This window comes from Kouleothrix sp. 19917 (genome assembly GCF_057073505.1).
The window spans coordinates 7,821,750-7,845,992 of the sequence record NZ_CP097099.1; the positions used below are offsets into that span (position 1 = coordinate 7,821,750).

Annotated in this window: 15 protein-coding genes; 4 read left to right on the forward strand and 11 right to left on the reverse strand. The window is 65.2% G+C overall.

Going from position 1 to position 24,243, the window contains the following annotated elements; genetic code table 11:
- Window positions 1–61 precede the first annotated feature (61 nt).
- On the forward strand, window positions 62–799 hold the full coding sequence (locus tag M1P90_RS31410) for a hypothetical protein (protein ID WP_483699706.1): 738 nt from the start codon (window positions 62–64) through the stop codon (window positions 797–799).
- Between the two features lie 69 nt (window positions 800–868).
- Here the strand turns inward: M1P90_RS31410 and M1P90_RS31415 are convergent, their stop codons facing one another.
- From M1P90_RS31415 to M1P90_RS31440, 6 genes are all read right to left on the reverse strand, one after another.
- Window positions 869–1,582, reverse strand: a complete 714-nt coding sequence (locus M1P90_RS31415; RefSeq protein ID WP_483699707.1) for a hypothetical protein — start codon at window positions 1,580–1,582, stop codon at window positions 869–871.
- 160 nt (window positions 1,583–1,742) lie between these two features.
- Window positions 1,743–4,547, reverse strand: coding sequence for a VWA domain-containing protein (locus tag M1P90_RS31420; RefSeq protein WP_483699708.1), 2,805 nt, complete (start codon window positions 4,545–4,547; stop codon window positions 1,743–1,745).
- A 395-nt stretch (window positions 4,548–4,942) separates the two neighbouring features.
- Complete coding sequence (locus M1P90_RS31425) at window positions 4,943–5,797, reverse strand: sulfurtransferase (RefSeq protein WP_483699709.1); 855 nt, start codon at window positions 5,795–5,797, stop codon at window positions 4,943–4,945.
- A gap of 53 nt (window positions 5,798–5,850) precedes the next feature.
- Window positions 5,851–6,861, reverse strand: a complete 1,011-nt coding sequence (locus tag M1P90_RS31430; protein WP_483699710.1) for an MBL fold metallo-hydrolase — start codon at window positions 6,859–6,861, stop codon at window positions 5,851–5,853.
- Between the two features lie 350 nt (window positions 6,862–7,211).
- Window positions 7,212–7,685 carry a DUF3592 domain-containing protein gene (locus tag M1P90_RS31435; RefSeq protein ID WP_483699712.1) on the reverse strand — a complete coding sequence of 158 codons (474 nt, stop codon included), beginning with the start codon at window positions 7,683–7,685 and terminating at the stop codon, window positions 7,212–7,214.
- A 112-nt stretch (window positions 7,686–7,797) separates the two neighbouring features.
- Window positions 7,798–8,745, reverse strand: coding sequence for a Gfo/Idh/MocA family protein (locus M1P90_RS31440; protein ID WP_483699714.1), 948 nt, complete (start codon window positions 8,743–8,745; stop codon window positions 7,798–7,800).
- A gap of 294 nt (window positions 8,746–9,039) precedes the next feature.
- Here M1P90_RS31440 and M1P90_RS31445 point away from each other — a divergent pair, with 294 nt between their 5' ends.
- On the forward strand, window positions 9,040–10,695 hold the full coding sequence (locus tag M1P90_RS31445; protein WP_483699715.1) for a peroxidase family protein: 1,656 nt from the start codon (window positions 9,040–9,042) through the stop codon (window positions 10,693–10,695).
- A 209-nt stretch (window positions 10,696–10,904) separates the two neighbouring features.
- Here M1P90_RS31445 and M1P90_RS31450 read toward each other — a convergent pair whose 3' ends face one another.
- Together M1P90_RS31450 and M1P90_RS31455 are read right to left on the reverse strand one after the other, a co-directional pair.
- Entirely contained in the window at window positions 10,905–12,965 is a 2,061-nt protein-coding gene (locus M1P90_RS31450; protein WP_483699717.1) for a clostripain-related cysteine peptidase, read from the reverse strand.
- Window positions 12,966–13,379: 414 nt separating this feature from the next.
- Window positions 13,380–14,840, reverse strand: coding sequence for a glycoside hydrolase family 13 protein (locus M1P90_RS31455; protein WP_483699718.1), 1,461 nt, complete (start codon window positions 14,838–14,840; stop codon window positions 13,380–13,382).
- Window positions 14,841–15,053: 213 nt separating this feature from the next.
- On the opposite strand from M1P90_RS31455, the gene ygfZ reads away from it, so the two are divergent.
- Window positions 15,054–16,034 carry a CAF17-like 4Fe-4S cluster assembly/insertion protein YgfZ gene (gene ygfZ / locus M1P90_RS31460; RefSeq protein ID WP_483699719.1) on the forward strand — a complete coding sequence of 327 codons (981 nt, stop codon included), beginning with the start codon at window positions 15,054–15,056 and terminating at the stop codon, window positions 16,032–16,034.
- Window positions 16,035–16,069: 35 nt separating this feature from the next.
- Here the strand turns inward: ygfZ and M1P90_RS31465 are convergent, their stop codons facing one another.
- The 3 genes from M1P90_RS31465 to M1P90_RS31475 form a co-directional block, all read right to left on the reverse strand.
- On the reverse strand, window positions 16,070–17,053 hold the full coding sequence (locus M1P90_RS31465) for an alpha/beta hydrolase (RefSeq protein WP_483699720.1): 984 nt from the start codon (window positions 17,051–17,053) through the stop codon (window positions 16,070–16,072).
- 106 nt (window positions 17,054–17,159) lie between these two features.
- Window positions 17,160–19,754: a protein kinase domain-containing protein gene (locus M1P90_RS31470; RefSeq protein ID WP_483699721.1), complete on the reverse strand. Its 2,595-nt coding sequence runs from the start codon at window positions 19,752–19,754 to the stop codon at window positions 17,160–17,162.
- Window positions 19,755–20,006: 252 nt separating this feature from the next.
- Complete coding sequence (locus tag M1P90_RS31475; protein ID WP_483699722.1) at window positions 20,007–20,282, reverse strand: hypothetical protein; 276 nt, start codon at window positions 20,280–20,282, stop codon at window positions 20,007–20,009.
- A gap of 418 nt (window positions 20,283–20,700) precedes the next feature.
- On the opposite strand from M1P90_RS31475, the gene M1P90_RS31480 reads away from it, so the two are divergent.
- The gene (locus tag M1P90_RS31480) at window positions 20,701–24,210 is read left to right on the forward strand and encodes a S8 family serine peptidase (protein WP_483699723.1); all 3,510 of its coding nucleotides are present in this window, start codon (window positions 20,701–20,703) and stop codon (window positions 24,208–24,210) included.
- Window positions 24,211–24,243 lie beyond the last annotated feature (33 nt).

Here is a 24,243-nt window from a genome sequence, read left to right on the forward strand (position 1 = left end):
CGCCGAGCGTGCAGTGGGTCGAAAATAGTCATTTTGTCACAAAAGAAAAAGGGGGAAATCAATGCGACGGTTTTTGTTTGTTTTGATGATCATGCTGTTGACTGCGTGCGGTGCGCCCGACACGGGTGCTGTGCCAACAAATGCTCCGGCGAGCGAGCCGACGGCCGATACCGGGCCGTGCGCGCCGGCAGCCCTGCGCGCATACCAGACAAACTACACCAATGTGATTGATCGCTGGGGCACAGCATTGATTCAGGCCGGCCAGGTCAAGCCAGCCGACCTCGATGGCCCGATTGGCACGCTGCAAAAGATTGCCGACGACCTTGGGCAGGTGCAGCCGCCCCAGTGCGCGCAGGCTGCACACGCCGCGAGCATCGACGCCATGAAGATGTCGATCAGCGGCTACCGCGACCTGATGGCGCAGAAAGATGTCGGCTCGACGCTGCGCGAGGCGATTGACAAGCTGGCCAGCGCGCGCACCACGATCAACGCGCTGCCAAACGCCCCGCAGGCGACGGCCACTGCGCTGCCGACCCTGACGGCGCAGGCGACGTATACGCCAATCCCAACCACTGCGCCTACCGCCACCGCTGTGCCGACGGCGACGCCGCAGCCGCGCAATGGCGTGGTTGGCTCGAGCCGCACGCAGGTCTTTGAAACGTCAGTCAGCGATAACCCGATCAAGACGCTGCTGAAGAACACGCCAGTGCTAGCCTTTGAAGTCGACCATGGCCGCCTGCACATTCGCGCGGGCGACGTGGAGGGCTGGGTGTCGCAGTCGTCGATTGTGATTAAGTAGGCCGAAAACAAGCCCGCCGCCCGGATGGTTCGTCCGGGCGGCGGGCTTTTGTTTTTGCGGGTGATGTTTCTAGAGCGCGGATTCGGTGGCGCGGCGGCCAGCCGGGCGCTGCAATTCGCGCAGCAGCGCGGAAGCCTGCTCGTAGGTCAGGCCGTGCGCCACAACGCCAAAGCGGCGGCGCGCTTCCATGTCGAGGTCGAGCCCCTGCTGCTGGGCCAGCCGCTCCATGGCGTGGATCTGCTTCTCGTTCACGGGCGTGGCGTCGGCAGGGCGCGCGGGCTCGGCCGGGCGGCCGGGCGCTTCGGCGCGCGGGGCTGCCGGCGCGGCGGCGCGACCATTGGCAGTGTAGCTGGTGCGCTCTTCCGAAAGCTTCTTCAGGCCGTCGATGAACACGCTGGCCTGGCCTTTGGTCATGGTCACCAGATCAACCGACTGCTCGCCGGCATAAGTTGCCAGCTGCTCGCTGCCCCAGTTCATCTGCTCTTGCAGGGTGGCAATATAGTTGCGCTGCTTGTCGCTGGCGGGCGAATCGGGGTCGCGCACGGTGATGGGCGCGGGCGCAGCGACATTAGCGCGAATGTCGGCGATCTGCGAGTCGGCGGCTTCGCGCTGGGCGCGGAAGATTTTCCAGCCGAGATCAACCGCCTGCTGCACCTCTTCCTCCGAGGCGTCGATGGGCAGGGCAATCGTTTCTTCCAGGGTGATGAAATCTTCGCCGATGCGGATGGCGGCGCGGTAGGTGCGCGCGACGGTGCGGTCGTCGTTCTTGCGTGGGGTTGCCATGCTGTGTCCTCCTGGCCCGGCGGCATAGGCTGGCTGCGCTCGACCGGGCTTGTACTCTTGCTTTGCGTCTCGTCTCGTGTTCTTCGGTCGCTCCAGCCCGCAGCGACGCTGGGGAAGGACGTTGCGAGCATTATAGCATAAATGTTCGGTTTTCGCAAGCTTATTCTTCGCCGCGCGCGCGCCGCCGTGCGCGATCCTGCGCTTCACGAAGCCTTTCCAGCTCGGTGGCGCGCGCAGATTGCGGCGCGGGCTTTTCGCGTTTGGGCCTGGCCGGAGTGGGGCCCTGTAGCGCTGGCGGGGCTTGCGGCTCGGCGGGCGGGCTGGCCGAGCTGAGCGATGGCGTGGCGCGGGCAAAGCGCCCAAGCCCAAAGCGACGCAGCAGCGCGGCCTGCTGGCCCGGCGTGAACAGCAGGCGGCGCAGCGCGATGTCGAAGGGCAGAAGCAGCAGCGCCAGCCACAAGAGCGGCAGGCCGATTTCGCGCACCGCGCCCGCGCTGCTGGCGTTGGCGTCGAAGGCCTGGGCGGGGCTGATGCCGCTGCGGCCGCCAGTGGCGCGCGCCAGCGCGTCGAGCAGGGCCGGGTTTGCGCCACGGCTGCGATATTCGGCGCTTTGCGGAACGACCGCCCCGGCAGTCAGCGCGCCGGCAGGCTGGCCCTGCGCGTCAAGCGCGACGAGCTGCAGGAGGTATGCGCCGGGTGGTGCGCCGCGCACCACAGTGCGATATTCGCCCGGACCGGTTTCGCGCAGCGTGAGGGCGGTGCTGATGGCGTCGGTGGCGAGCAGGCGGCCACTGAGCGTGAGCCCGGTTTGTGGCTGGCCGAGCGCATCGGTGGCGCGCGCGCGCAGCACCAGGCTGGCACCTTCCAAGCTGGTTTCCAGGCTCAGGTTTTGGCTGGACTGATTGGGCAGCAGCCAGCCGACGAGCTGCGCGGCGAAGCGCGGGAAGCCCTGCCAGCCTACCCAGTCGGCGGCCCACTGGCCCTTGAGATCGCTGGTCCACGCCAGAGCGCGGCCCAGGCCATACTGCCAGGAAGCCAGCAGCGGGTCGCCACGCGGGGTAGCCAGCAGCACCTGCGCGCTCTGGCGTGGCGACGTAATAACGTACCCATTCAGCGGCGGGGTTTGCTCGATGCCGCGCAGGATCGGGTGCGGCGCGGCGCTGGCAGGGGCAAAGCGTTCTTCCACAATATATGGCTGAATCACGGCTTGCGCTTCATCGACCAGCAGGGTCGGCAGGTTGGCGGCCTGGTCGGTCAGAAAGGTGCGCCCGCCGCCGATGCGCGCAATATCTTGCAGGAAGGGTACATCGCTGCCATTGCCGACCGCGATGGACGTGAGCGTGACCTTTTCATTGTGCAGTTGGGCCACCAGCTCGCGCGCGCCTTCCTGCTGCACCGAGTCGCCGCCGTCGGTGATGGTGATGATGTGGCGCACGGGCAGCTCGCTCTGGCGGATGTATTGCGCGGCCTTGGTGAGCCCGTCAAACATATTGATGCCGCCGCCGCCAGCACTGGCGCGACTGAGCGCGTCGATTGCTTCGTCGCGGCGGCGGCCGGGCAGCGGGCCAATCACCTGCTGCGCGGCAGAATCGAACATCACCACGGTCAGCTCGTCGTCGTCGCGCAGCAGCGAGGCAATCCGTTGCGCGCCCTCGGCCGCGAGCGAGATTTTGGTGCGGCCATTTTCGTCCGCGCCCATGCTGCCCGACACGTCGATCAGAATGACGATGCCGACCGGCGGCAGCTGCACCTGCGAGGGGATGTCCATGCTCACTGGCAGGGCGGCCTCGATTGGCGTGTTGCGCCAGCCGCCCGCGCCAAACGATTGGTCGCCGCCAACCATCAGCAGGCCGCGCCCGAGGTCGTGCACATAGGCCGAGAGCAGCGCCTGGGTTTGGCGCGGCAGAGCGCGCTGCGACACATTCACCAGCGCCACGGCGTCGTAGGTGCTCAGCGCGGCCAGGCTGGCGGGCGCGTCGGCGGGCGCGGCAACGGTGGGTTCGAGCTGGGCGGCGCGCAGTGCTGCCGCCAGGGCGTCGGCCTCGCCGGGCTGGCCGGCCAGCAGCAGCACGCGCGGCGGCCCGCTGATGGCGCTGTAGGCTTCGGCGGCGTTGTTCTCGGGCCGCGCATCGCCGGGCGCTTCTAGTCGCACCACGTAGCGGTTGAAGCCGGGCTGGCCGGCCGGCAGCGTGAGCGTGAACTCCTGCTCGCCGCCGGGGAGCTGCACGGCCTGGCTGGCGAGGGTTGCGCCGCCCGGCCCGCTGACGGTGAGCTGGCCGCCTGTGGCGGTGTTGCTGTCGAGGTGGATGGTCATGCGCAACTGCTGGCCGGTGCGCGCCGCTGCGGGCAGATCGATGCCGCTGACCTGCGCGTCGGGGCCGTCGGCCAGGCCGCTGAGGGGCAGGATGTCGATTGGCACGCCGCGCGCGGCAGCAAGCTGCGCGGCCGCCTCGGCATCGCCGCCGTTCGCGCCGCCGTCGGACAGCAGCACCAGCCGGGCGTGGCCTTCGCTGGGAAGCAGTGCGAGGCTCAGGCGCAGCGCCTGCTCGATGTCGGTGGCGCTGCCGCCTGGCTGCACGGCAACCTGCCCAAGCGCGCGCTCGGCGGCGGGCGGGCGCTCGACCAGGGCGCGCTGGCCGAACACCACCAGGCCGGCACGGTCGTCATTAGGCATGGCGGCAAGCGCGTCGTGCACAAATGCCTCGGCGCGGGCGCGCTGCGAGAGCGACACCGAGTCCGAGCCGTCGAGCAGGAAGATCGTGGTGGTGCTGCCGACTGGCTGCGTGAGCTGCGCGCCGGCCAGGCCAAGCACGACGCTGGCGATGGCGACCGTGCGCAGCAGCAGGCTGGCCCAGAAGCGCGGGCGCGACAGGCGGCGCGGCGCGGCCAGCGTCAGCGCCCACAGCGGGGCCAGCACAAGCAGCAGCCAGAGCAGCGATGGAGCGATGAAGGTCAGGCCGGGCATGGCGCGTTCCAGCGGTGGAAAAGTGGCGGGGCACGTCCCGCCGCTAGGGGCAGTATAGCACGGGCGACGACCGCGCAAGGGTTTAGGGTCTGGGGTTTTGGGGGCTTCAGCCTGCAACCCGTCGACGTAATTATTCACCGCAAAGAGCGCAAAGAGCGCGAAGGTTTGAGCGTTGCAGGTTTGCAGGTTTGCAGGTTGCAGGTGGCGACAAAAGGCAACGTAATTTTTCACCGCAGAGGACGCGAAGAGCGCGAAGGTTTGGGAGTTGCAGGTTGCAGGTGGCGACAAAAGGCGACGTAATTATTCACCGCAGAGGACGCAAAGAGCACGGGTCGGCCAGGACAGGTGAGAAATTAGGGGTTTAGCTGTCAGGGCCGACCTGCGTGTCGGCCCTACTACGCCTCGCCCGGGCCGGTCGCCACCGGGCGCGTGGGATCGCTCGACCAGTCGCTCCACGAGCCTTCGTAAAGCAGCGCGTCGGTGCGGCCGGCCAGGTGCAGCGCGAAAATGTCGTGCGCGGCGGTGACGCCCGAGCCGCAGTAGCACACAATCGGGTCGGCGGCGTCGGCGCCAAGCGCGAGGTAGCGGTCGCGCAGTTCGTCGGCGCTTTTGAATGTGCCGTCGGCGCTGAGATTGCCGGCAAAGGGCGCCGAGCGCGCGCCGGGGATGTGGCCGGCCTGCGGGTCGATTGGCTCGACTTGCCCTTCGTAGCGCTCGGTCGCGCGCGCGTCGAGCACGAGGGCGCGTGGGTCGCGCCGCAGCCGTTCGACCTGCTCAGCATCGACGACGCGGCCAAAGTGCGGCACTGCCACGAATTCGCGTGGCGCGACTGCGGGCGCTGCTGTTTCGGTGGGGAAGCCGGCCGCCTGCCAGGCCGCCCAGCCGCCATCCAGCAGCGATACCTGCTCGTGGCCGAAATAGCGCAGCAGCCACCACAGCCGGGCGGCATATGCGCCACCGCTGGAGTCATAGGCGACAACATGCGTGTCGGGGCCGATGCCAGCGCGGCCGGCGGCCGCCGCGAACTGCTCGGGCGTGGGCAGCGGGTGGCGGCCCGGCCCCTGCCCGCGCGGCGCGGCCAGGTCGGCATCTAAGTCCATAAATGGCGCGCCAGCGACGTGGCCCGCATCATAATCCGCCCGCCCGCGCCCGGGTTCCGTCAGATACCAGCGCACATCGACTGGAAGCACGTTCGGGTCGCCCCGGCGCGCGTTTAACCATTCCGCCGTCACCAAAGGTTCAACAGACATCACGGCCCCTTTTGCAATTCAAGACAGGTGAAACTCAGCAAATTCCGCGCCACTCACAGGTGGCAGTAGCGCGGCGCAACCCGCTCGTCGGCGGCGACCTCGGCCAGGTTGGCCACGGCCAGCTCGCCGCGCTGGTCGAGGTATTCGACATGCGCGCCGATTTCTTCCAGCGCCAGCAGAATGTTGTAGCTGCCGACGTTCGGGTAAAGCTGTTTGGAAAGCTCGGAGATGGTGTGCGGCGTGGCGCAGGCCTCGTGCACGCGCGCGAGCTTGCGCTGGTGCGAGGCTTCGATTTCTGCAATGCGGGCGGGCAGATCGTGGATGGGGCCTTCGTGGCCGCCCAGCGTCAGGCGCACGCCCGACACAGCCGCAATTGCGCGCAGCGCAGCCAGATAGTGGCCCAGCCCGGTCGAAGGCGTGATGCTTTCGGGGGCCATGTGCGGCGTGGTATGCGGCAGCACATGGTCGGCGCTCAGCAGCACATCGTCGATCTGCAAGCAGACCTGGCCGGGGCAGTGGCCGGGCGCGTGGAACACACGCATGCGCCCGTCGAGCGTGTCGCCGTCGTGCAGCACGGTGGCGACCTCGACCGAGCGGAACAAGCCCTTGCTCCAGCCGTGCATCGCCATCAGGCTCCCGTGGCCGGTTTCGGAAACGCCCGCGCGCCAGAGAAAGGCGGAAACGGCGCGGCTGGACAGGATGCGCCGCTCTTCGTGGTTGGTCAGCACACGCCGGTCGAGCTCGTGCACGGCCACGGGCGCGTCGGTCAGCTCGCGCAGCGCGCCCAGCCCGCCGTAGTGGTCAACGTGCGCGTGCGTGATCACAATGCGCGTCAGGCTGCGCCAATCGGCGCGCTCGCCCCAGCTGGCGCGCACCTGCTCGAAACCCTGGCGCACGTGCAAGGTGCTGTCGCCCAGGCCGCTGCCGGTGTCGATCAGCGCGGCGTAGTCGCCTTCCAGCACGAGATAGACATTCCCCGTGAGCATGGGGAAAACCTGCGCGGCAATACGGTAGATCCGCGCGCCGCCGGATGTTTCGTAGCGCGCCACTGGCTCGATCGACACGGCGTGGTTCCTGCCTGTTCAATGCAAAACCGAGAATTACCAAATCACGAAGTACTTTGGAAAATACATTTCCTTGTACTCAGCTTCCAGGAAGCTCAAGCCAGTTTTGCTTCAACCTGATAACCAGATGAGCTTCCTGGAAGCTTGCCCGTTGTATGAAAGAATGTATTTTCCAGAGTGCTAAGATTCAAGAGTTGGCGGCGGAAGGTTTGAAACGGAAATACTCAGGCAGTAGTATACACCGTTCTTTGGCGCGACTGGCGGCGCGCTGTGAGGCGAATGAGGTGATTTACAGATTCGGCTTTCTTACGCGAACAAGCAATCTGTGTCATCTGTGGATGACCCGACCGCTATGCACTGTTTGTGTAGCCATGCGTGGAATCGAACGCGCCGCCGGGACGGAACAGCCAGAATATCACGCCGCCAATAATGGTGAAGAGCATGCCCAGCCCGCCCAGCACCCCCGCCGCCAGCCACAGGTCAGTTGACGAATCGATTGCGGCGTGAAATGGCAGCGCGGGGTCGTAGCGCAATGGCACACGCGCGCCGATGGCGTAGCTGCGCGCGCCACCCGTGCTGGATGTGAACTCAATCGGCTCCTCGGCACCGGCGGGCGTAAACTCGATGACGGGAAAGTAGGAGATTTCGCCCTCGCTGTTGGTGCGGCGCGTGTAGCCAATCACCTCGCCGGTGGCGGTGCGCGCACTGCGCAGAAATTCCTGCGTCGAGCGGTAATTATAAACCGCGCCGGCCAGCAAGCCCAGGCCAACCAGCACAAAGATCAGCGGGATCAGGCGAAAGAGTTTGATTGGGTCGTTGAACATGAGTATCCAGTAGTCAGGATTCAGAAGTCAGGCGGACTTACGTGGCGACGTGGAGGTCACCTGCACGAACCGTTGCACACGCGGCTATGCTGAATGACGCGGGCGTGGGGTTTCAAAGAAGTTCTACTGCCCGCCCCACCCGCAAACTCTCCAGCGCGGCCAGGCTGGCGCGCAGCGCCTCAAAGGCGTCGCTGGCGCTGGCGCGTGGTGCCGGCCCGCCCGCAAACCAGCCGATCGCATCGCGCATTTGCAGCGTGTAGGGGTCGTCGTCGCCCGCGCTGGCCGGCACCGCCACGCCGGCAGTGGCCTCGGGCGGCGGCGCGTCCTGCCAGCTATCGTGCGTGATCGTGCCGTCGCTGCCATGCAGCACGAATGTTGTGTGGAAGGGCGTGGTCTCGGCCCAGCTGCCAGTGATCTGGCCGTCCGCGCCGCTCGTAAAGCGCACTTCGGCTACCACGCGATGCGGCACCGGGCTGTGCGCGCTGATTTCCGCAATTGGCCCAAACAGCCAGCGCGCCCAGTCGAAATCGTGGATCATCAGGTCGAGCGCGACCCCACCACTGCGCGCCATGTCGGCGTACCAGCCGCTCGCCACGGTGGGGAAGGGACCGCCGCGAGTCGCTTCCAACCGCTTCAGCACGCCAAGCTCGCCGCTCTGCGCAACGAAATGGCCGACGAAATAGGCCCCGAAATAGCGCAGCACCTGCCCAACGGCGAGCTGGACGCCCGCCCGCTCGCACAGCTCAATCAGCGCCGCGCCATCGGCCAGGGTGCGGGCCAGCGGCTTCTCGCAAAAAATGTGCTTGCCCGCCTGCGCAGCCGCGCGCGCCAGATCGAGATGGCTGTCGGTTGGCGTGGCGATCACCACGGCATCAATATCGGCCCGCGCCAGCAGCCCGTTCGCCGCCAGCACCGGCACGCCGTATGTTTCGCCAAGCGCGATTGCTGCTGCCGTGGGCGCGCGCACGCCAAAGCCGGCCAGCTCGGCCCCGGCGATGCGCGCCAGCGCCGCCGCATGGGTGCGCGCCATTGCGCCAGCCCCCAGAATTCCTACGCGCATAAATCTTCTCCTTTACGCGTCTGTATGCGCTCATTATAGCCCAGGGCTGGCTATACGATGCGAACTAGTAGAGATTGCATGGCGCGAATTGCCCTAAAGCCGCCGCCCTCCCCGTTCAGTTGAATAGAAGCACGCAATAGCAGTTTCATCATTCCGCCTAACGATATAGCGTTTTTGCGCCGTTGTGATGCTCTCCGCCCGCGCAGAGTGTGCGATTGATGTGCGTGGGCGGCGAATTGAAGGCAGCCGCAAACAAAGATTGCGAGGGCGGCTGCGAGACGAAAGGATTGAGCTATGACCACTGTGGAACGCGAGGAAATCATCGACGGCCTGCCCGACGCCGACCCCAGCCCCGACGCCAACGCGAATGGCGGGCCAACCACGCCTACCACCACGCCAACCGACACCCCGGCGCAGGCTGGCTCGCACTTTGCTTCGGCACCGCGGCGGGCGCATGGCACGGGCGTGCGCGGCGAAAACCTGTCGCGCCAGTCGTCGCAGTTTGAAGGGCGCTTTGGCCGCATGTTCCGCACGCTGCCGGCTGCCTTTCACACCGAAGATGAGCTGGTGCTGCTGGCCCAGAAGATGAATGCCAAAGCCGAGGGCGCGCCGACACCCGAGGAGGAGCGCGACAATGAAGAGAACCTGGGCATCAGCGCGGGCTACACCTACCTGGGCCAGTTTATCGACCACGACCTGACCTTCGACCCGAACAGCAGCTTGCAGCGCCAGAACGACCCCGACGGCCTGACGAACTTCCGCACGCCGCGCTTCGACCTCGACTGCGTGTATGGCCGCGGGCCCGACGACCAGCCCTACCTGTATGCCGACGACGGCGTGCACATGCTGCTGGGCCGCCCGCTCACCGGCAACCCGGCCGACCCGGACACGCGTGATGTGCCGCGCAACACGCCGAACAAGGGCGAGCCGGCGCGCGCGCTGCTGGGCGACCCGCGCAACGACGAAAATGTGATTGTGTCGCAGTTGCAGGCCACCATGCTGCGCTTCCACAACCGCATGGCCGACATGATGGCGGGCTTGCCGTTCGAGCGCATTCAGCGCGAGGTGCGCTTCCACTACCAGTGGGTCGTGCTGCACGACTTCCTGCCGACCATCGCCGGCGAGCAGGTGGTGCTCGACCTGCTGCCCCAGCTGACGCTGGATGGTGAGCGCGGCGGCGTGCCGGCCTTTACGCCGCGCCTGCAGTTCTACAAGCCCCAGGTTGAGTCGTTCATCCCGGTGGAATTCAGCGTCGCAGCCTATCGTTTCGGCCACTCGATGGTGCGCCCGATCTACCGCCTGAACACAACCCTGCCGAACCGTCAGGAAATCTTCGCCACCAATCCATTCCTGAGCCTGGGCGGTTTTCGCGCCTTCCCCAGCACGTGGGCGGTCGATTGGAATCTGTTCTTCGACATGGGCAACGGCGCGCCCGAGCTTGGCCCCGAGCGCGTGCAGCCATCCTACAAGATCGACACCTCGCTGGTGAACCCGCTGGGCAACCTGCCACCCTCGGTTGCGAAAGGCCCCGCCAGCCTGGGCGAGCGCAACCTGCGGCGCGGCCTGCGCATGAGCCTGCCGTCGGGCCAGGCGGTGGCGCGCGCGATGGGCATGCCGGTGGTGCCGGATGTGCGGCTGCGCGTGGGCAAGGCGACCGAGGAAGATAAGCGTTCGAACATTCGCCTGACCGACATTTCGCCCAACTTCGCCAACAATGCGCCGCTGTGGTACTACATCCTGGCCGAGGCGCAGCAAGCTTTTGAGGACGACAACACGCCGATCCGGCTGGGGCCAGTGGGGGCGCGCATTGTGGCCGAGGTTTTTGTGGGGCTGCTGTGGGGCGATTCGCACTCGTACCTGCGGCAGGAGCCGGGCTGGCGGCCGCGCGACGAGTTCGTGCGTGGCGGCACCTTCGGCATTGCCGAACTGATCCGCGCCGCGCAAGGCTAGGAACTTCTACCGCAAAGAACGCAAAGAGCGCGAAGATACATTAATCGGGACGAAAGACGAAGGACGAATGACCAAGTGCGTGTTGGTCGTTCGTCCTTCGCCATAGGAATTTTGAGTGTTGAGTTTAGCTGCTGTGGAAGCTCTACCTCACCATCTCCGTGCCTCTGTGTCTCTGTGGTAGTTCTTTCTGTTGTCGTTCGTCGGCTGGCTCAGGGCGCAGGCGGCAGCGCGGTGCCGTGCGGGCTCTCGACCGTCACATCGGCGTACTGGTCGCTGATCTCGCCCGCCACATCTTCCACCATCAGGCCCAGCACATAGTCGCCGCTGGGGGCCGCGCCTTCGAACAGGGTGAGTGGCGCGCTGGTAAAGACTATCGCATCACCTTCGACGGTGCTGTCGTCGCCGGTTTGCGCATTGTAGGTTTCGATATCGGGCACGAAACGGTCGCCAGCGCGCGGCTTCAGCTCACGCGGGCGCGGGTTATCGCCGCTGCCCTTGTCGAAGGCCCAGATGTGCTGCAGCGCACCGCGCCCATTTTCCACCACAAACTCCAGGCTGGCGGGCGTGCGCTTGCCGGTTTTCGCGCTCACATAGCTGCCTTCCACGCTGTAGGTCGTCGTGCCGTAGTCGATCGGCGCGAGCGGCGCAAGCACCACGCTTTTTCCGTTACTGAGGTACCAGCCAGTCGAAGGCCAGCGCAGCTCGACCGGGTCGCCATCCTGCCAGCTTGCCTCGGTATCGCTGGGCGCAGCGCCGGGCGGGTAGAGGTAATCCATCGACAGAATCTGCACCGTGTCGGGGTCGTTCGGGTCGAGCGCGCCCACGAAGTAGTACACGTCGGCGGTGTCGTCGCCACTGATGGCGGAGGAAAGCGTGACCGGCGCGTCGGGCGCGGCCTCGGGCTGGCTGAGCTGTGGCGGCGCGAGCGTGGCGCGGGTGCTGCTGCCTTTGCCGCCCTTGTAGAAGGCCTGCAGAAACTCATCCCATCGCGTAGCAGCCGTTAGCGGCGAGCCGTCGAGGTAGCTGCTGTCGTAGTCTTTCTTCTTCCACGGGAAGTACACCGACATCCCACTCGATTTCGGGTGATCCGCGCCAAATCCACCGGCAATGCGCGCCCCCTGGATCGTTGCGCTGAGCGTGCGGGCGGCGTCCGTTACCTGTGGGCCGAGTTTGGCGGCGGCCAGCGAATCGGCCAGGTAGCCCAGGTCGATCGCGCTGATATCGGCGTCGCCGGACGCGTACTCGGCGGCGTGCGCGCGGGCCTTGCCAATCGCTTTGTACGATTTGGGCATAGCTGCGATCAGCGCGTTCGCCAGTGTGTCGAGCTGCCCCGAGAGCTGGCCGATTTTGGCAAGATCAAAGGCCGCCAGTGTCACCGAGGGGTCTTTTTCCTTTTTGTAGAAGGCCGCAAAGCTCTTGATGATGCTTGGCGCGAGTGCGGCGGCGTCCTGCGGCGGCTTGGCGGCCAGGTCGCGCAGCCACGCGTTCCAGGCCCAGCCCTCGCCCGGCTCGAGGTCGGCGCTGCCAATGGCGATCTGGCCGAAAGGCGCAACCGCCTGAAACACGTCGATCTGGCTCATCAGGCAGGCGTCAAAGCCGATCAGATCGAGTTTCTGCACGCCCGTGCGCTTGCGCGCGTCGCCCAGCGCCTTCGCCAGCTCGGGCAGTGTCAGCATATCGCCATCGCTGGTGTCGTCGCTGGCAACGCCCGGCCACGACGCGCCGTGGTCCCAGAAGATCAGCGCGTAGTGGCGCGCCGGGTAGCTTGTGATGCCCCAGGTGATGAAATCGGTCAGCGTGCGCGGGCTGCCCATGTTTTGTTCGCCCAGGTCGGCAAGCTGGTTGCCTTTGGCGGGCTTCTTGTTGCGCTCGACGCGAAAGCGCTTGGTGCCGCGCCAGTCGCCGCTTGAGGCGTCGTCCCAGTCTTCATCCGAACCAATCCGGTCGAACTGAACGATGATATTCATCGCCGCGCTCGACCCGACCGTCGCCATTTCGGCGTAGTCGGTCAGCGCCTCGGGCTCGAGGTCGTTGTCGCCGTCGAGGTAGACCAGAATGGTCCATTCGGCCTGCGCGGCTGCCTGGGGTGTCGTTTTTGGCGTTGGGGTGGGGCGTTTGGGCGTGGCGGTTGGTCGTTTGGGTGTGGCAGTTGGCGGAACAGATGGTGGCGCGTCGGCCAGGCATCCGGCCAAACTTAGCGCCAGCAGCGCGAGCGCGAGGCAGCGGGCAAGCAAGGAAGGGCGGCGGCGCGGGGTGGGGCGGGCGTGCATGGCTGGCTCCTGCAAGACGATTCGTGTTTCACATACAATAACGCCAGCCAGCGCCCGCCCGATGCGCGTGATTGCGTCGGGTTCGGGGCAGTATCGCGCCGACGACCAATGGCCGAGAAGAGATTACCACAGAGGCACAGAGGGCGCGGAGATTTAGGGATTGACGATTGACGATTGGGATGAACGACGACCGCATTATTCACCGCAAAGACGCAAAGAATGCGGAGTGCAAGCGGGATAAAGGTTGCAGAGCCTCATCACCTACGGCATCCTGAGTAGCGCGTAGCGCGTATCGAAGGGTGGCGTCTGCCTCGCTGCTACAAAAGACGAAGGACGAAGCACGCGCCTTTCGTCCTTCGTCTTTCGTCTTCTGGCCTATCTGCGTAATCTGTGTAATCTGTGGATTAACGTATCCTACCGCGCCACGTGCAGCACAACCCCATCGCGCGCGGGCACGGTGATGCGAACTTTGCCATCCTCAACACGCGCGCCGGCTGTGCCGTAGAGCGCCGCCAGCTCGGCACCTTCGGGGAAGTGCTCGCCCGTTTGCACCATGATCTCGCGCGCTTCCTCGCCGGTGTTGGCGGCTACCAGCAGCGCCTCGCCATCGTCGGTGCGGGCGAAGGCATAGCTCGCGTCGTCGGCATACAGCCGGTGGTACGCGCCCGTACGCAGAGCGGGGTGGGCATTGCGCAGTGCAATCAGCTGCTTGTGGTAGGCTAACAGCTCCATGTCCCAGGTGTCGCGGTGCTCCCAGGGCATGCCGCGCCGCGTGTCGGGGTCGAAGTTTGTGCCGGGCAGGCCAATTTCGTCGCCATAGTAGATGCTCGGCGCGCCCGGGTAGGTCATCTGCAAGAGCGTCGCCAGGCGCACGCTGGCCGTGTCGCCGCCCACAATACTGATCATGCGCGCGGTGTCGTGGCTGTCGAGCAGATTGAGCTGCGTGAGCTGAATTTCCCACGGGTACAGGGCCAGCAGCCAGTCGATCTTGTCGGCGTACTGCGTGCCGGTGAGCGCGGGAATCGGGTGGTACGAGCGCCCAACGACCTGATCGGCCAGCACGCGCGGCCCGCCCGCAAAAGCCATCGCCGACTCGGTGAACAGATAATTCATCACCGCGTCGAACTGGTCGCCCTGCAGCCACGGCCGGCTGTCGTACCAGATCTCGCCAACGATATACGCCTCGGGGTTGATCGCCTTGACGCGCTGGCGGAACTCGGCCCAGAAGCCCTCGGTGCGAATTTCGAATGGCACATCGAGCCGCCAGCCATCGATGCCCTGGCGGATCCAGAATTCCGCCACCTGCATAATGAACTCGCGCACCTCGGGGTTGTCGGTGTTGAGCTTGGGCAGCGCGCGGTTGCCAACCCAGCCCAGGTAATTCGCCGGCTTGCTGCCGTCGTAGGGGCTAAGCGGCCAGTCTTCGACGGTGAACCAGTCGATCCAGGGCGAGTGCGGGCCGTTTTCCAGAATATCGTTGAACTGAAAGAAGCCGCGGCTGGCGTGGTTGAACACGCCGTCGAGCACGACCTTCAGGCCGCGCCGGTGGCATTCGTCGAGCAAGGTCGTAAAGGCTTTGTTGCCGCCCAGCAGCGGATCAACCTGGTAGTAGTCGTGGGTGTGGTAGCGGTGATTCGAGGCGCTCTGGAAGATCGGCGTGAAATAGATCGCGCTGACGCCCAGATCCTGAATATAGTCGAGATGTTCGACGACGCCAAGCAAATCGCCACCCTTGTAGCCCTCAATCGTTGGCGGCGCATCCCACGCTTCCAGATTGCGCGGCTTGCTGACAGCATCGCTTTTTGCAAAGCGGTCGGGGAAAATCTGGTAGAACACAGCGTGTTTGACCCAATCGGGCGTATGAATTTCGGTCATTGTTTCTCGCTTTCCTTTTGCCTGCGGCAGCAAGGTAAATTCCGACGTTTATGTACGGTGTGGTCGCGCTATGCGCGACCACACCGTACATAAGAAATAGTAGAAGCTCCACTATCCTAGCAGAATTCCGGCCACGCGCCGCGTTGCGCCGCCAACGGCGGCGTGGTATCATGCCGGGCGCGGCGCAGGGCCGCACCTGCAGGAAGAACAAGCATGACCCAGATACTTTCCACCAGCACGGCCTACGACGCCGCGCTCCACGGCGCCGCGCTGGCCGAAGAACATAGCGCCGGGCGCATTCTGATGCGCGGGCGCGACCGCGCCGCTCTGCTGCACCGCCTTTCCACCAACGACATTCAGCGGCTGCGGCCCGGGCAAGGCGCGCGCACCGCGCTGACCACGCCGATCGGTCGGATCATCGACCTGCTGACGATTCATGCGCTCGATGATGTGCTGCTGGTGGCAACTGGCCCCGGGCAGGGCGGCGCGGTGTGGGCGCATCTGAAGAAGAATATTTTCTTTCAGGATCAGGTGACGCTGGAGGCGGCCGGGCGCGCCTACGGCCAGCTTGCGCTGTATGGCCCGCAGGCGGTTGCGCTGTTAGAACAGCTCGGCGGCACGGATCTGAGCGCGCTGCCGCCCTTTCACCAGCGCACGCTCACCCTTGCCGGCGCACCCGTGATCGTGGCCGCGCGCCAGCCGATTGGTGGGCCGAGCTTCACGTTGTACATCCCGACCGCGCAGGTGGACGACGTGCGCGCCGCGCTAGAAGCGGCTGGCGCGGCCATGCTCGACCCGGCGACGCTGGATGTGCTGCGCGTCGAGGCAGGTTTGCCGGCGACCGGCAACGAGCTGAGCACCGAGTATATTCCGCTCGAAACCGGGCTGCAAGACGCCGTGAGCTTCACCAAGGGCTGCTATGTTGGGCAGGAAATTATTGCGCGCATGGACAGCCGCGGCCGCCTGGCAAAACGCCTCATGGGGCTGCGCCTGAGCGCGCCGGCCGCCGCGCCCGCCAAGCTCGATGTGGGCGGCAAGGAAGCGGGCGACCTGACCAGCGTGGTGGTTTCGCCGCGCTTCGGGCCGATTGCGCTGGCGTATGTGCGCAGCGCGCACGCCGAGCCGGGCACGGTCGTCGGGATTGCGGGCAGCGACGCGCGCGGCACGGTGCTTGAGCTGCCGTTCGGCGAGTAAAATTTTCACCGCAGAGACACAGAGACACGGAGATTTTAATTCGAATCTCCGTGTCTCTGTGTCTCTGTGGTAATTTTTTGTTCCGTTGCTACCCGCAAGGCGCGACTGATCAGCGGGAGGGCCAGCGCGGCAAAGGCGTCGGCGGTGCGCCAGGTGTGGTCGCCATCGGCGAATTGCGTGTGTGGCAGGGCATTGGCGATGCCGCGCGCGGCCAGGCACGCCACCAGATGCTCGCCGCGATAGTAGTTGGCCTGCCAGGGCTCGTTGCACTCGGGGCCATAGCCAATCAGCCAGGTCACGCCGGCCAGCGCACTTGCGTCGCCGCGCAGAATGAGGTTCGCCGGGCTGCCATGCGCAATCAGGCGGGTGTTGCGCGGCACGCCAAAAGCCGCGTCGAACATGGGGTTGCGGATCACGCTGTCGGTGGCACGCACGCGCCGCCCGCGATCAACGGCGTAGAGAAAGGTGCCGTCGTAGGCGCCAGCCGCCGCAAATAGCTCGGGGCGGCGCGCTGCGGCGGAAATCGCCATAGCCCCGCCAAGCGAAAAGCCCAGCAGGCCACGCGCCCGCCCGCCCTGTGTCGGGAACTCCGCGTCGATGAAGGGCAGCAGTTCCTCAAAGAAGAAATCGGCAAAGCGCCCGCTGCCAATGCCGGGCGCGCCATTCGCCAGTTCGGGCGCGGCCATGTTCAGCAGCACGCTCGGCACGGTGTTGTCGTCGCTGGCCAGGCCGGGAAACACCAGCACCAGCGGGCCGATCTGGCCGGCGGCGCGCAGGCGCAGGTAGACATCAATGATGTTTGTGCCGCCGCGCGACTGATCTTCTTTGGTGTTCAGCCATTCGCGCTCGTGCCCGCGCAGAAAAAACACCGCCGGCACTCGCTCGCCAGCAGCCAGATCGGGCGGCACGTAAACATACACGCGCCGGGTGAGGCCCAGTGCCGCGCTGGGCAGCGCGATTTCCTGCACGCGGGGATCGTATACCGGCGTGGCGGGGAGGGGTGTGCTGCGGCGTGGCACGGCGGTCCTTTCCAGCAAAACGAATGCGGCGATTGTACCATTCTTTTGCGCTCCCAACGCACAAGGCCGGCCATTGTGGCCGGCCTTGTGCGTCGCGTTTAGCGGCTTATTTCAGCGCGTCGAGCGCGCCCTGCGCGTCGACATTGCCATTGTCGAGCGCGCTTTTGTAGGCTTCGCGGGCTTCATCTTTCCTGCCCAGGTCTTCCAGCGTGCGGCCCAGCCCATAGAAGGCGTCGGCGTAGTGCTCATCCAGCTCGGTGGCGCGGCGGAATGCCTGCTCGGCATCGTCGTACTGCTCCAGGCCGCGGTAGCTCCAGCCCAGCGCGTTGTGTGCCGACGACTGGGTTTCTTGCAGCGCCAGCGACTGCTTGAGCACATCGACCGATTCCTGGTATTGTTTCGCGTCGCCGCTCAGGTTGGCCTGGTCTTGCAGGATCCAGCCCAGCCCGGTAAACGCCTCGGCATATTTCTCGTTGAGCTGCGTGGCCTTGCGGAAATTCTGCTCGGCCTGCGCATATGCGGCTTTCTGCTCGTCGCTGCCATACGAAAGGCTGTTGCCCTGCGCGCGCAGCAGCCAGCCCTGCTTGGTGGGCACGCTTGGCACGTCGGGCGCGATGCTGGCGGCCTGCGCCAGCACGGCGGCGGCGGCGGCATATTCGGGGGTGGGCTGGTGCTGGAGCGCCGCACTCTTGCCGAAGTAGGCATCCAGGTCGTCGGGGTTGGCGGCAATCGCCTTGTCGAACTCGCCCAGCGCGCCGGCATAATCGTCGCTGTAGTACAGGTTCCAGCCCAGGCCAGCGTGCGTGTGGCCGTAGGCGTCGTCGGCGGCGAGCGCGTCTTCAAAGGCTTGTTGCGCCTTGTCGTGCTCGCCCTGCGCGTCGTAGAAATAGCCCAGGTTGCTGTGGAACACGGCCATCTGGCCTTGCAGCCCGATCGCCTGTTCCATCGCGTCAATCGCCGTTTCGAGCGTGTCGCTTTCGCCGGTGAGCGCATAGCGCTGGTAGGCTACAAAGCCAATCGCGCTCTGGGCCATGGCCTTGCTCAGCGGGTCGTCGCTGGCGGCCAGGCTCAGGCTTTTCTCCGCGTCCTGCTCGGCAGTGTCGAGCAAGGCAGTGTCGGAGTTTTCGAGCCCGATGTTGGCCTGCACCTCGGCGCGCGCGCTATAGGCAAAGGCCAGCTTGTCGTTCAGCTCAACTGCTTTGTTGGCTTCGTCCAGCCCGGCCGGGTATTTGTTCTGGCTGCTGAGCGCCTCGGCCAGCAGGGCGTGCGCCAGCGCGGAATTGCTGTCGAGCGCGAGCGCGGCGCGGGCCTCCGTTTCGGCCTGCTTGCTGCGGTCGCGCAAAATGGCGATCAGCGCAAGCTGATTGTGCGCCTGAATGTTCTTTGGGTCGGCGGCGAGCACGCGCCCGTATGCGGCGGCGGCGGCATCCAGGCCATTCGGCTGCGCCAGCGCGGCCTGCCCATCCTGCAAGCCCTTGGCAATCGCCGGGTCGGGCCCGCGCAATGCCACCAGATCAAAGGCCAGCGCCAGCACAATAATCAGCGCCAGCGCGCCAAGCGCGAACCACAGCCCGCGCCGCGAACGGCGCTCGGGCGTGGCGGGCGCGGTGGGCACGGGCGTTGCGGGCGATGTGGGTAGTGGCGTTGCTGGCGCGGTTGGCAGGCCGCCAAAGCCAGCGGCGGGCTGCGCCAGTGGCGTGGCCGGGCGGGCTGCCACCATGGGTGGCGGGGTGGCACTTGGCGCAACCGGCTGGCTGTTGCTGGCTGGCAGGGTTGGCGCGCTGGGCACGCCAACGGGCGGGCTTGCGGCGGGCGTGCCCATTGGCGGGCTTGCTGGCCGCTGCTGCGGAGTGAGCGCGCGCGTGCCCAGGCCAGAAGCCTGCTTCAGCGCATCGACCAGAGCGGTGGCCGAAGGGAAGCGCGCCTCGGGCCGGCGCGCCAGCGCGCGCATGATCACATCTTCCACGGCCAGCGGCAGGTCGCCGCGATAGTCGCGTGGCGGGCGCGGCGCGTATTGCAGGCGCGCCACCAGCATGCCCATGGGTGTGTCGGCGGAAAAAGGCACCTTGCCGGTGAGCAGCTCGTACACCACCACGCCCAGCGCGTAGATGTCGGTGGCCGGCCCGATTGTGGCAAGCCCCTGCGCCTGCTCGGGCGACATATATTCGGGCGTACCCATCACAGTGCCTGCCAGGGTCAGGCCCTGCGAGGCGTCGCCGCCGCGCGCAAGCCCAAAGTCGGTCAGGTAAACCCAGCCATTTGGCTCGACCATCATGTTCGAGGGCTTGATATCGCGGTGAATGACACCATTGCTGTGGGCGTAGTCGAGCGCGCCGGCCACCTGCTCGAGCAGCGTCGCCGTTTGCGCCAGGCTCAGCGCGCCATCGTCCTGCGCGACCTCCTTGAGCGTGCGGCCGGCAATGAACTTCATGGCAATATAGTGAAAGCCCTGCGCCTCGCCAATCGCGTAGATCGGCACGATATGCGGGTGTTCGAGCGCGGCGGCGCTGCGGGCTTCGTGCAGAAAGCGGTGGAGGTAGCTCTGGTCGCGCGAAAGCTCGGGCGGCAGTATTTTCAGCGCCACCATGCGCTGGAGGTCGGTCTGGCGGGCTTTGTAGACAACCGCCATGCCGCCGCGCCCCAGCTCGGAAATAATTTCGAATGGGCCGAGCGTTTGCCCGTTGACGAGCTCGTTGTTCATGCACTTCCCCTGCGTTGTGGCTATGCGCTGCGCCCCGGCTTGTGTGAAGCGGTGCTGCTGCTAAGACGTTTGCCAATAGCTGTGTGGTTCCACCTGCCATGAAATAAACGTTCCAGGGCCTATGGTATCGCATAGATCGCGGCAGAATTTGCGCAAAACGCCGCCGCTTAGCCAACAAAACGCGGCGCGGCTGCGGGCACAGCAGCGCCCCGGCAACACCATGCTACCGGGGCGCAGGGTGAAAAGCAGACACTACGAGAGGCCGTCGTTATCGCCTGCTGGGCGCGCGCCTAACAGCTGGTATGCCGCGAACAAGGCAGTGCTGCCAAGCAGCAGCAGCAGCGCGGCGCTGGCGAAGGGCTGGAGCGATGCGTAAAAAGCGCGTGCAAGCGCCGGCAGTGGCGTGGGCTCTGTGGCCGGTTGGGTGAAATTCCACTGCAGGAAGCACAGCCCGGCGCACAGCAGGATCAGAAGCTGGCTGACAAAAAAGATCGAGGTATGCCGCCAGACAGGGGCAAACATCCGCATGTCGACCTCCATTTCAGCGAAGGACATGCGTAGTGTAGCAGAGGCGGTTAAGGGCATTAATGATGCCAATCTGAAATTGAGGTGGCACAGGATAAATATTTTGTTACCGATGCATTTTTTTGGTCATCACTGCAATGGCTTTCGCGCCATCGAGATAAATAAAAATTCATCGTACTACTTGCGCGCGTATGGTATGATACATGCTACTTAAAGCCCATGCCCGCACCGAAATAGAATATTGAAATCGATGCCAGCTTTTGCTTGCCTGGCGTAGCTGTGCTGATAATTGCTTTTGAGTTGTACTGAGCTAGAGCGTACGAAAGATTGTAGTCTGGAAGGGCCAAAGCAAAACTGATGCTTCTCTAGGTCTGTTTCCCGCAGCACACCCTTACCACGGCGTAGGGGCAGAGGAAAAATCATGCGTCAACGAAGAATTACGTCCCTGCTCACATACCTGAGCGCCGCACTCATTGCGATGGCGCTCCTGCCGGTTGCTTCTTTTGCCCAGCCGGCGCTTCCGCCCGATGTCTACACCGAACCGGGCGGTTTAGGCGTGCCCACCAGCGTGTCTCCTTCAAATGGCCTGGTAACGGCGATGGTTCAGCTTGCCCCGAACCCGCCAGCTGGCACGCAAAGTACCCTGACTCAGCAGCTTGCTTCCATGCAGGCGCGTGTGTTGTTTCGCACCCACGCGGCGTCGAATGGTCTGGTAGTTACCATGCCGGCCAGCAAGCTTGGGCAGATTGCCAGTGCAGCGGGTGTTGCAAGTGTGCGGGTTATCCCCCCGAAGTACCCGGCCACACTGAACGCAAACGGCACGACACCGGGCGAAGCGGCTGCCGCGGCTATTGCTGGCGCAACCGGCGCTGGCGTGCGGATCGGCCTGATCGACCGCGGCATCGATTACACGCACGCCGATTTTGGCGGGCCTGGCACCCCGGCCGCGTATGCGGCCAATAACCCCGCGATCATCGAGCCGGGCAGCTTCCCAACCGCAAAGGTGATTGGCGGCTACGATTTTGCCGGCGATGCCTATGACGCAAATGCCACCGGCGCTCGCGCCATGCCCGTGCCCGACCCCGACCCGCTGGAGTGCCGCACGGTGCCGGCTGGCATGGCCGCGCCCCCCTACATCGGGCAGGGCACGCATGTGGCGGGCCTGATGGCGGGCTTTGGTGTGATGAATAGCGGCGCGACGTATCGCGGCCCCTATACCCCCGCGCCCGACACAAGCACCATGCGCATTAGCCCCGGCGTCGCGCCCGAGGCGACGATCTATGCGCTGAAGGTGTTTGGCTGCACCGGCGCGACTACCCTGCTCACCGCAGCGATTGATCACGCGCTCGACCCGAATGGCGATGGTAACACCGCCGATCATCTCGAAGTGCTGGTGATCTCGCTTGGCACGCCGTTTGGCAGCCCCGACGACCCCGACGCGCTCGCAATTGACAATGCAGTGCGCAGCGGCATGGTAGTGGTTGTGGCGGCTGGCGATACACAAAATACCTTTTACTCCGTGAATTCACCGGCCAGTGCGCGCCTGGCTATTGCTGTTGGCGCAACCAACAACAGCGCGCAGGTGAGCGCGAACAGCGCGCGGGGCCTGGTGCGCGGCAATGGTGTGCTCAAGCCGGATATTGTCGCCGCAAGCATAAACATTCCTTCGGCGGCGGTGGGCACTGGCAGCAATGCCATGGCGATGTCGGGCACTGCCGATGCGGCAGCGCAGGTTGGTGGCGCGGCGGCGGCGCTGATTCAGCAGCACGCTAACTGGCCTCCGACAGCGATCAAAGCCGCGCTGATGAACAGCGCCACGCCGTTTGATGCGCCGCCATCCCTGGTGGGCGGCGGCCGGCTGAATATGAGCACGCTCAGCACCATCAGCGTGATGGCGTATGCGCCCGGCACGGCTGGCGGGCTTTCATATGGCGCGCCGTGGGTGGCGAACACGATTCAGCCAACTCGCACGCTGGTGCTGCTGAATGCTGGCGCGACGGATCAGGACGTAACACTGGCGGCGACGGCTGTGGCAACCGAGACGGGCGTGACGGTGCAGCTTCCAGCCGGGCCAATTCACCTGCCCGCCTATAGCGCGGTGCAGACAACCGTTGGCCTGACGATCGACCCAAGCCAGCTTGATTTCTCGCCCGATCCATCAACCGCCGCGAGCCAGAACGGTCGCCCGCGCTTCTACCTCGCCGAGCATGGCGGCTATATTCAGGTGATTGGCGACCGTGGCGTAACTGGCACGCGCGTGCGCCCAGCCCACGCCGCGCACTTCCCAAGCGTTGATTTCTACCTCGACGATACATTGCTGGATCATTCGCTCGACTCGCGCGAGGTGCAGGAATATATCACTACCACCGCTGGCCTGCATGTTGTGCGCATCCGCCGCGAAGGCGCGGCGCCAAACTCGGCCCCGCTGTTCAGCGCCACGGTGAATTTGCAGGATGGGCACGACTATACTCTGGCCATGGTTGGGCGGCCGGGCGCGCTTGCCATTCTGCCAATCGACGATACGATTACGTCGGCCCCACCCGCCGCTCAGGCACTGATACACTACGCCAATGCCAATATCGAAGAGCCGAATTGGAAGATCGGCCCGGTGGATGTGTACCTCGACGGGGTATTGCAGGTGGCTGCCCTGAACGTCGGTGCCGCCTCGCCGTACTTTGCGATCTCGCCGGGCAGGCACGAGGTGGCCTTCTTCCAAACCGGCGCAAACACAGCCACCGAGAAGGCTCTGACTCGCAAAACCTTTGATGTGATAGCGGGCCAGGCGCTGCTGGTAGGTACCGGCCGCCACGACGACGACGATGGCGACCTGAGCGATCTTGAGCAGCGTACCTTTATTGGCCGAAGCACGATTCGCATTGGCAGCGCAATACTGGCAACGGTACCGTATACTGTGCTGCCAACCACTGCGGCATTGTCGCGTGTTAATCCAGTGCTGAACATCCCGCCCGGCGCGCGCAGCTTTGCCCTGCCGATTACTAACACGGGCGCGCGCAACACCGGGCTGGTGAATGTGCCGAACCGGCCGGCAACGCCCAATACGCCGCTGGCCAGCGCCTATGAACTAACTGCGGGCAGCCCGGCGCTCAGTACAATTGGCGCAACACTGCGCCCCGCCGATGTTCGCTTTGTTGGCGTCACAAGCAGCTACTCGGTGACGCGCAACCTCGATCAGTTTACTTATGTGTATTTCGGAATGGCAAGCTACGCGCCCTGGGCAACGCCGAACGAGGTTGAGTACCAGGTCTGGATCGATGCGAACCGCGATGGGCGCGACGACTTCTTGCTGGTGAATGCGAACCAGGGCGAGCTAGCGGGCGGGACGCCGAACGACGTTTTCATTAACGTGCTGTACCCGCTCTCGGCCAGCGGCACGCCCATTCCAACCAATCAGTTCATTTTCTGGGGCACCTACACGCCGCCCATCCAGTCGAGCATCGACCTGGCGCCGTTCAACAGCTCGGTGATGTTCCAGCGCGTCAAGGCGTCGGATCTGGCGCTGCCGAGCAACCCGGCCGACCCAAATAGCCCGAAGGTAACGCCAACGCGCTTCTGCTACCATGTCGAGACGCGGGCGCGCGCGCTGAATGGCTTCAGGCAGGTCGTCGACCGCGTGCCCGACGCATCGAGCGCGCCAGCGGCGGTGTGCGGTGGGCGCAGTGGCGTGCTGTACTACGACATTCAGAACCCGGCGATTGCGCCGATCAACACCAGCAACTTCATCTTTAGCACGCCAGTGGCGGCACGCCCGATCTTCCTGGATGTGCAGGGTGGGGCGATTACAGGGCTGGTGCGCGGCGATGTGCTGACGGCGCGCGGCGGGGCCAGGCTGCTGGTGCTGCACCATCACAACGCGCCATTCCCTCAGGCCGAGGTTGTGGATGTGCGCCAGCTCGCTGTGGGGACGCCATAGCGCCAATATGTAAAATCTCTGCGTGCCGACAGG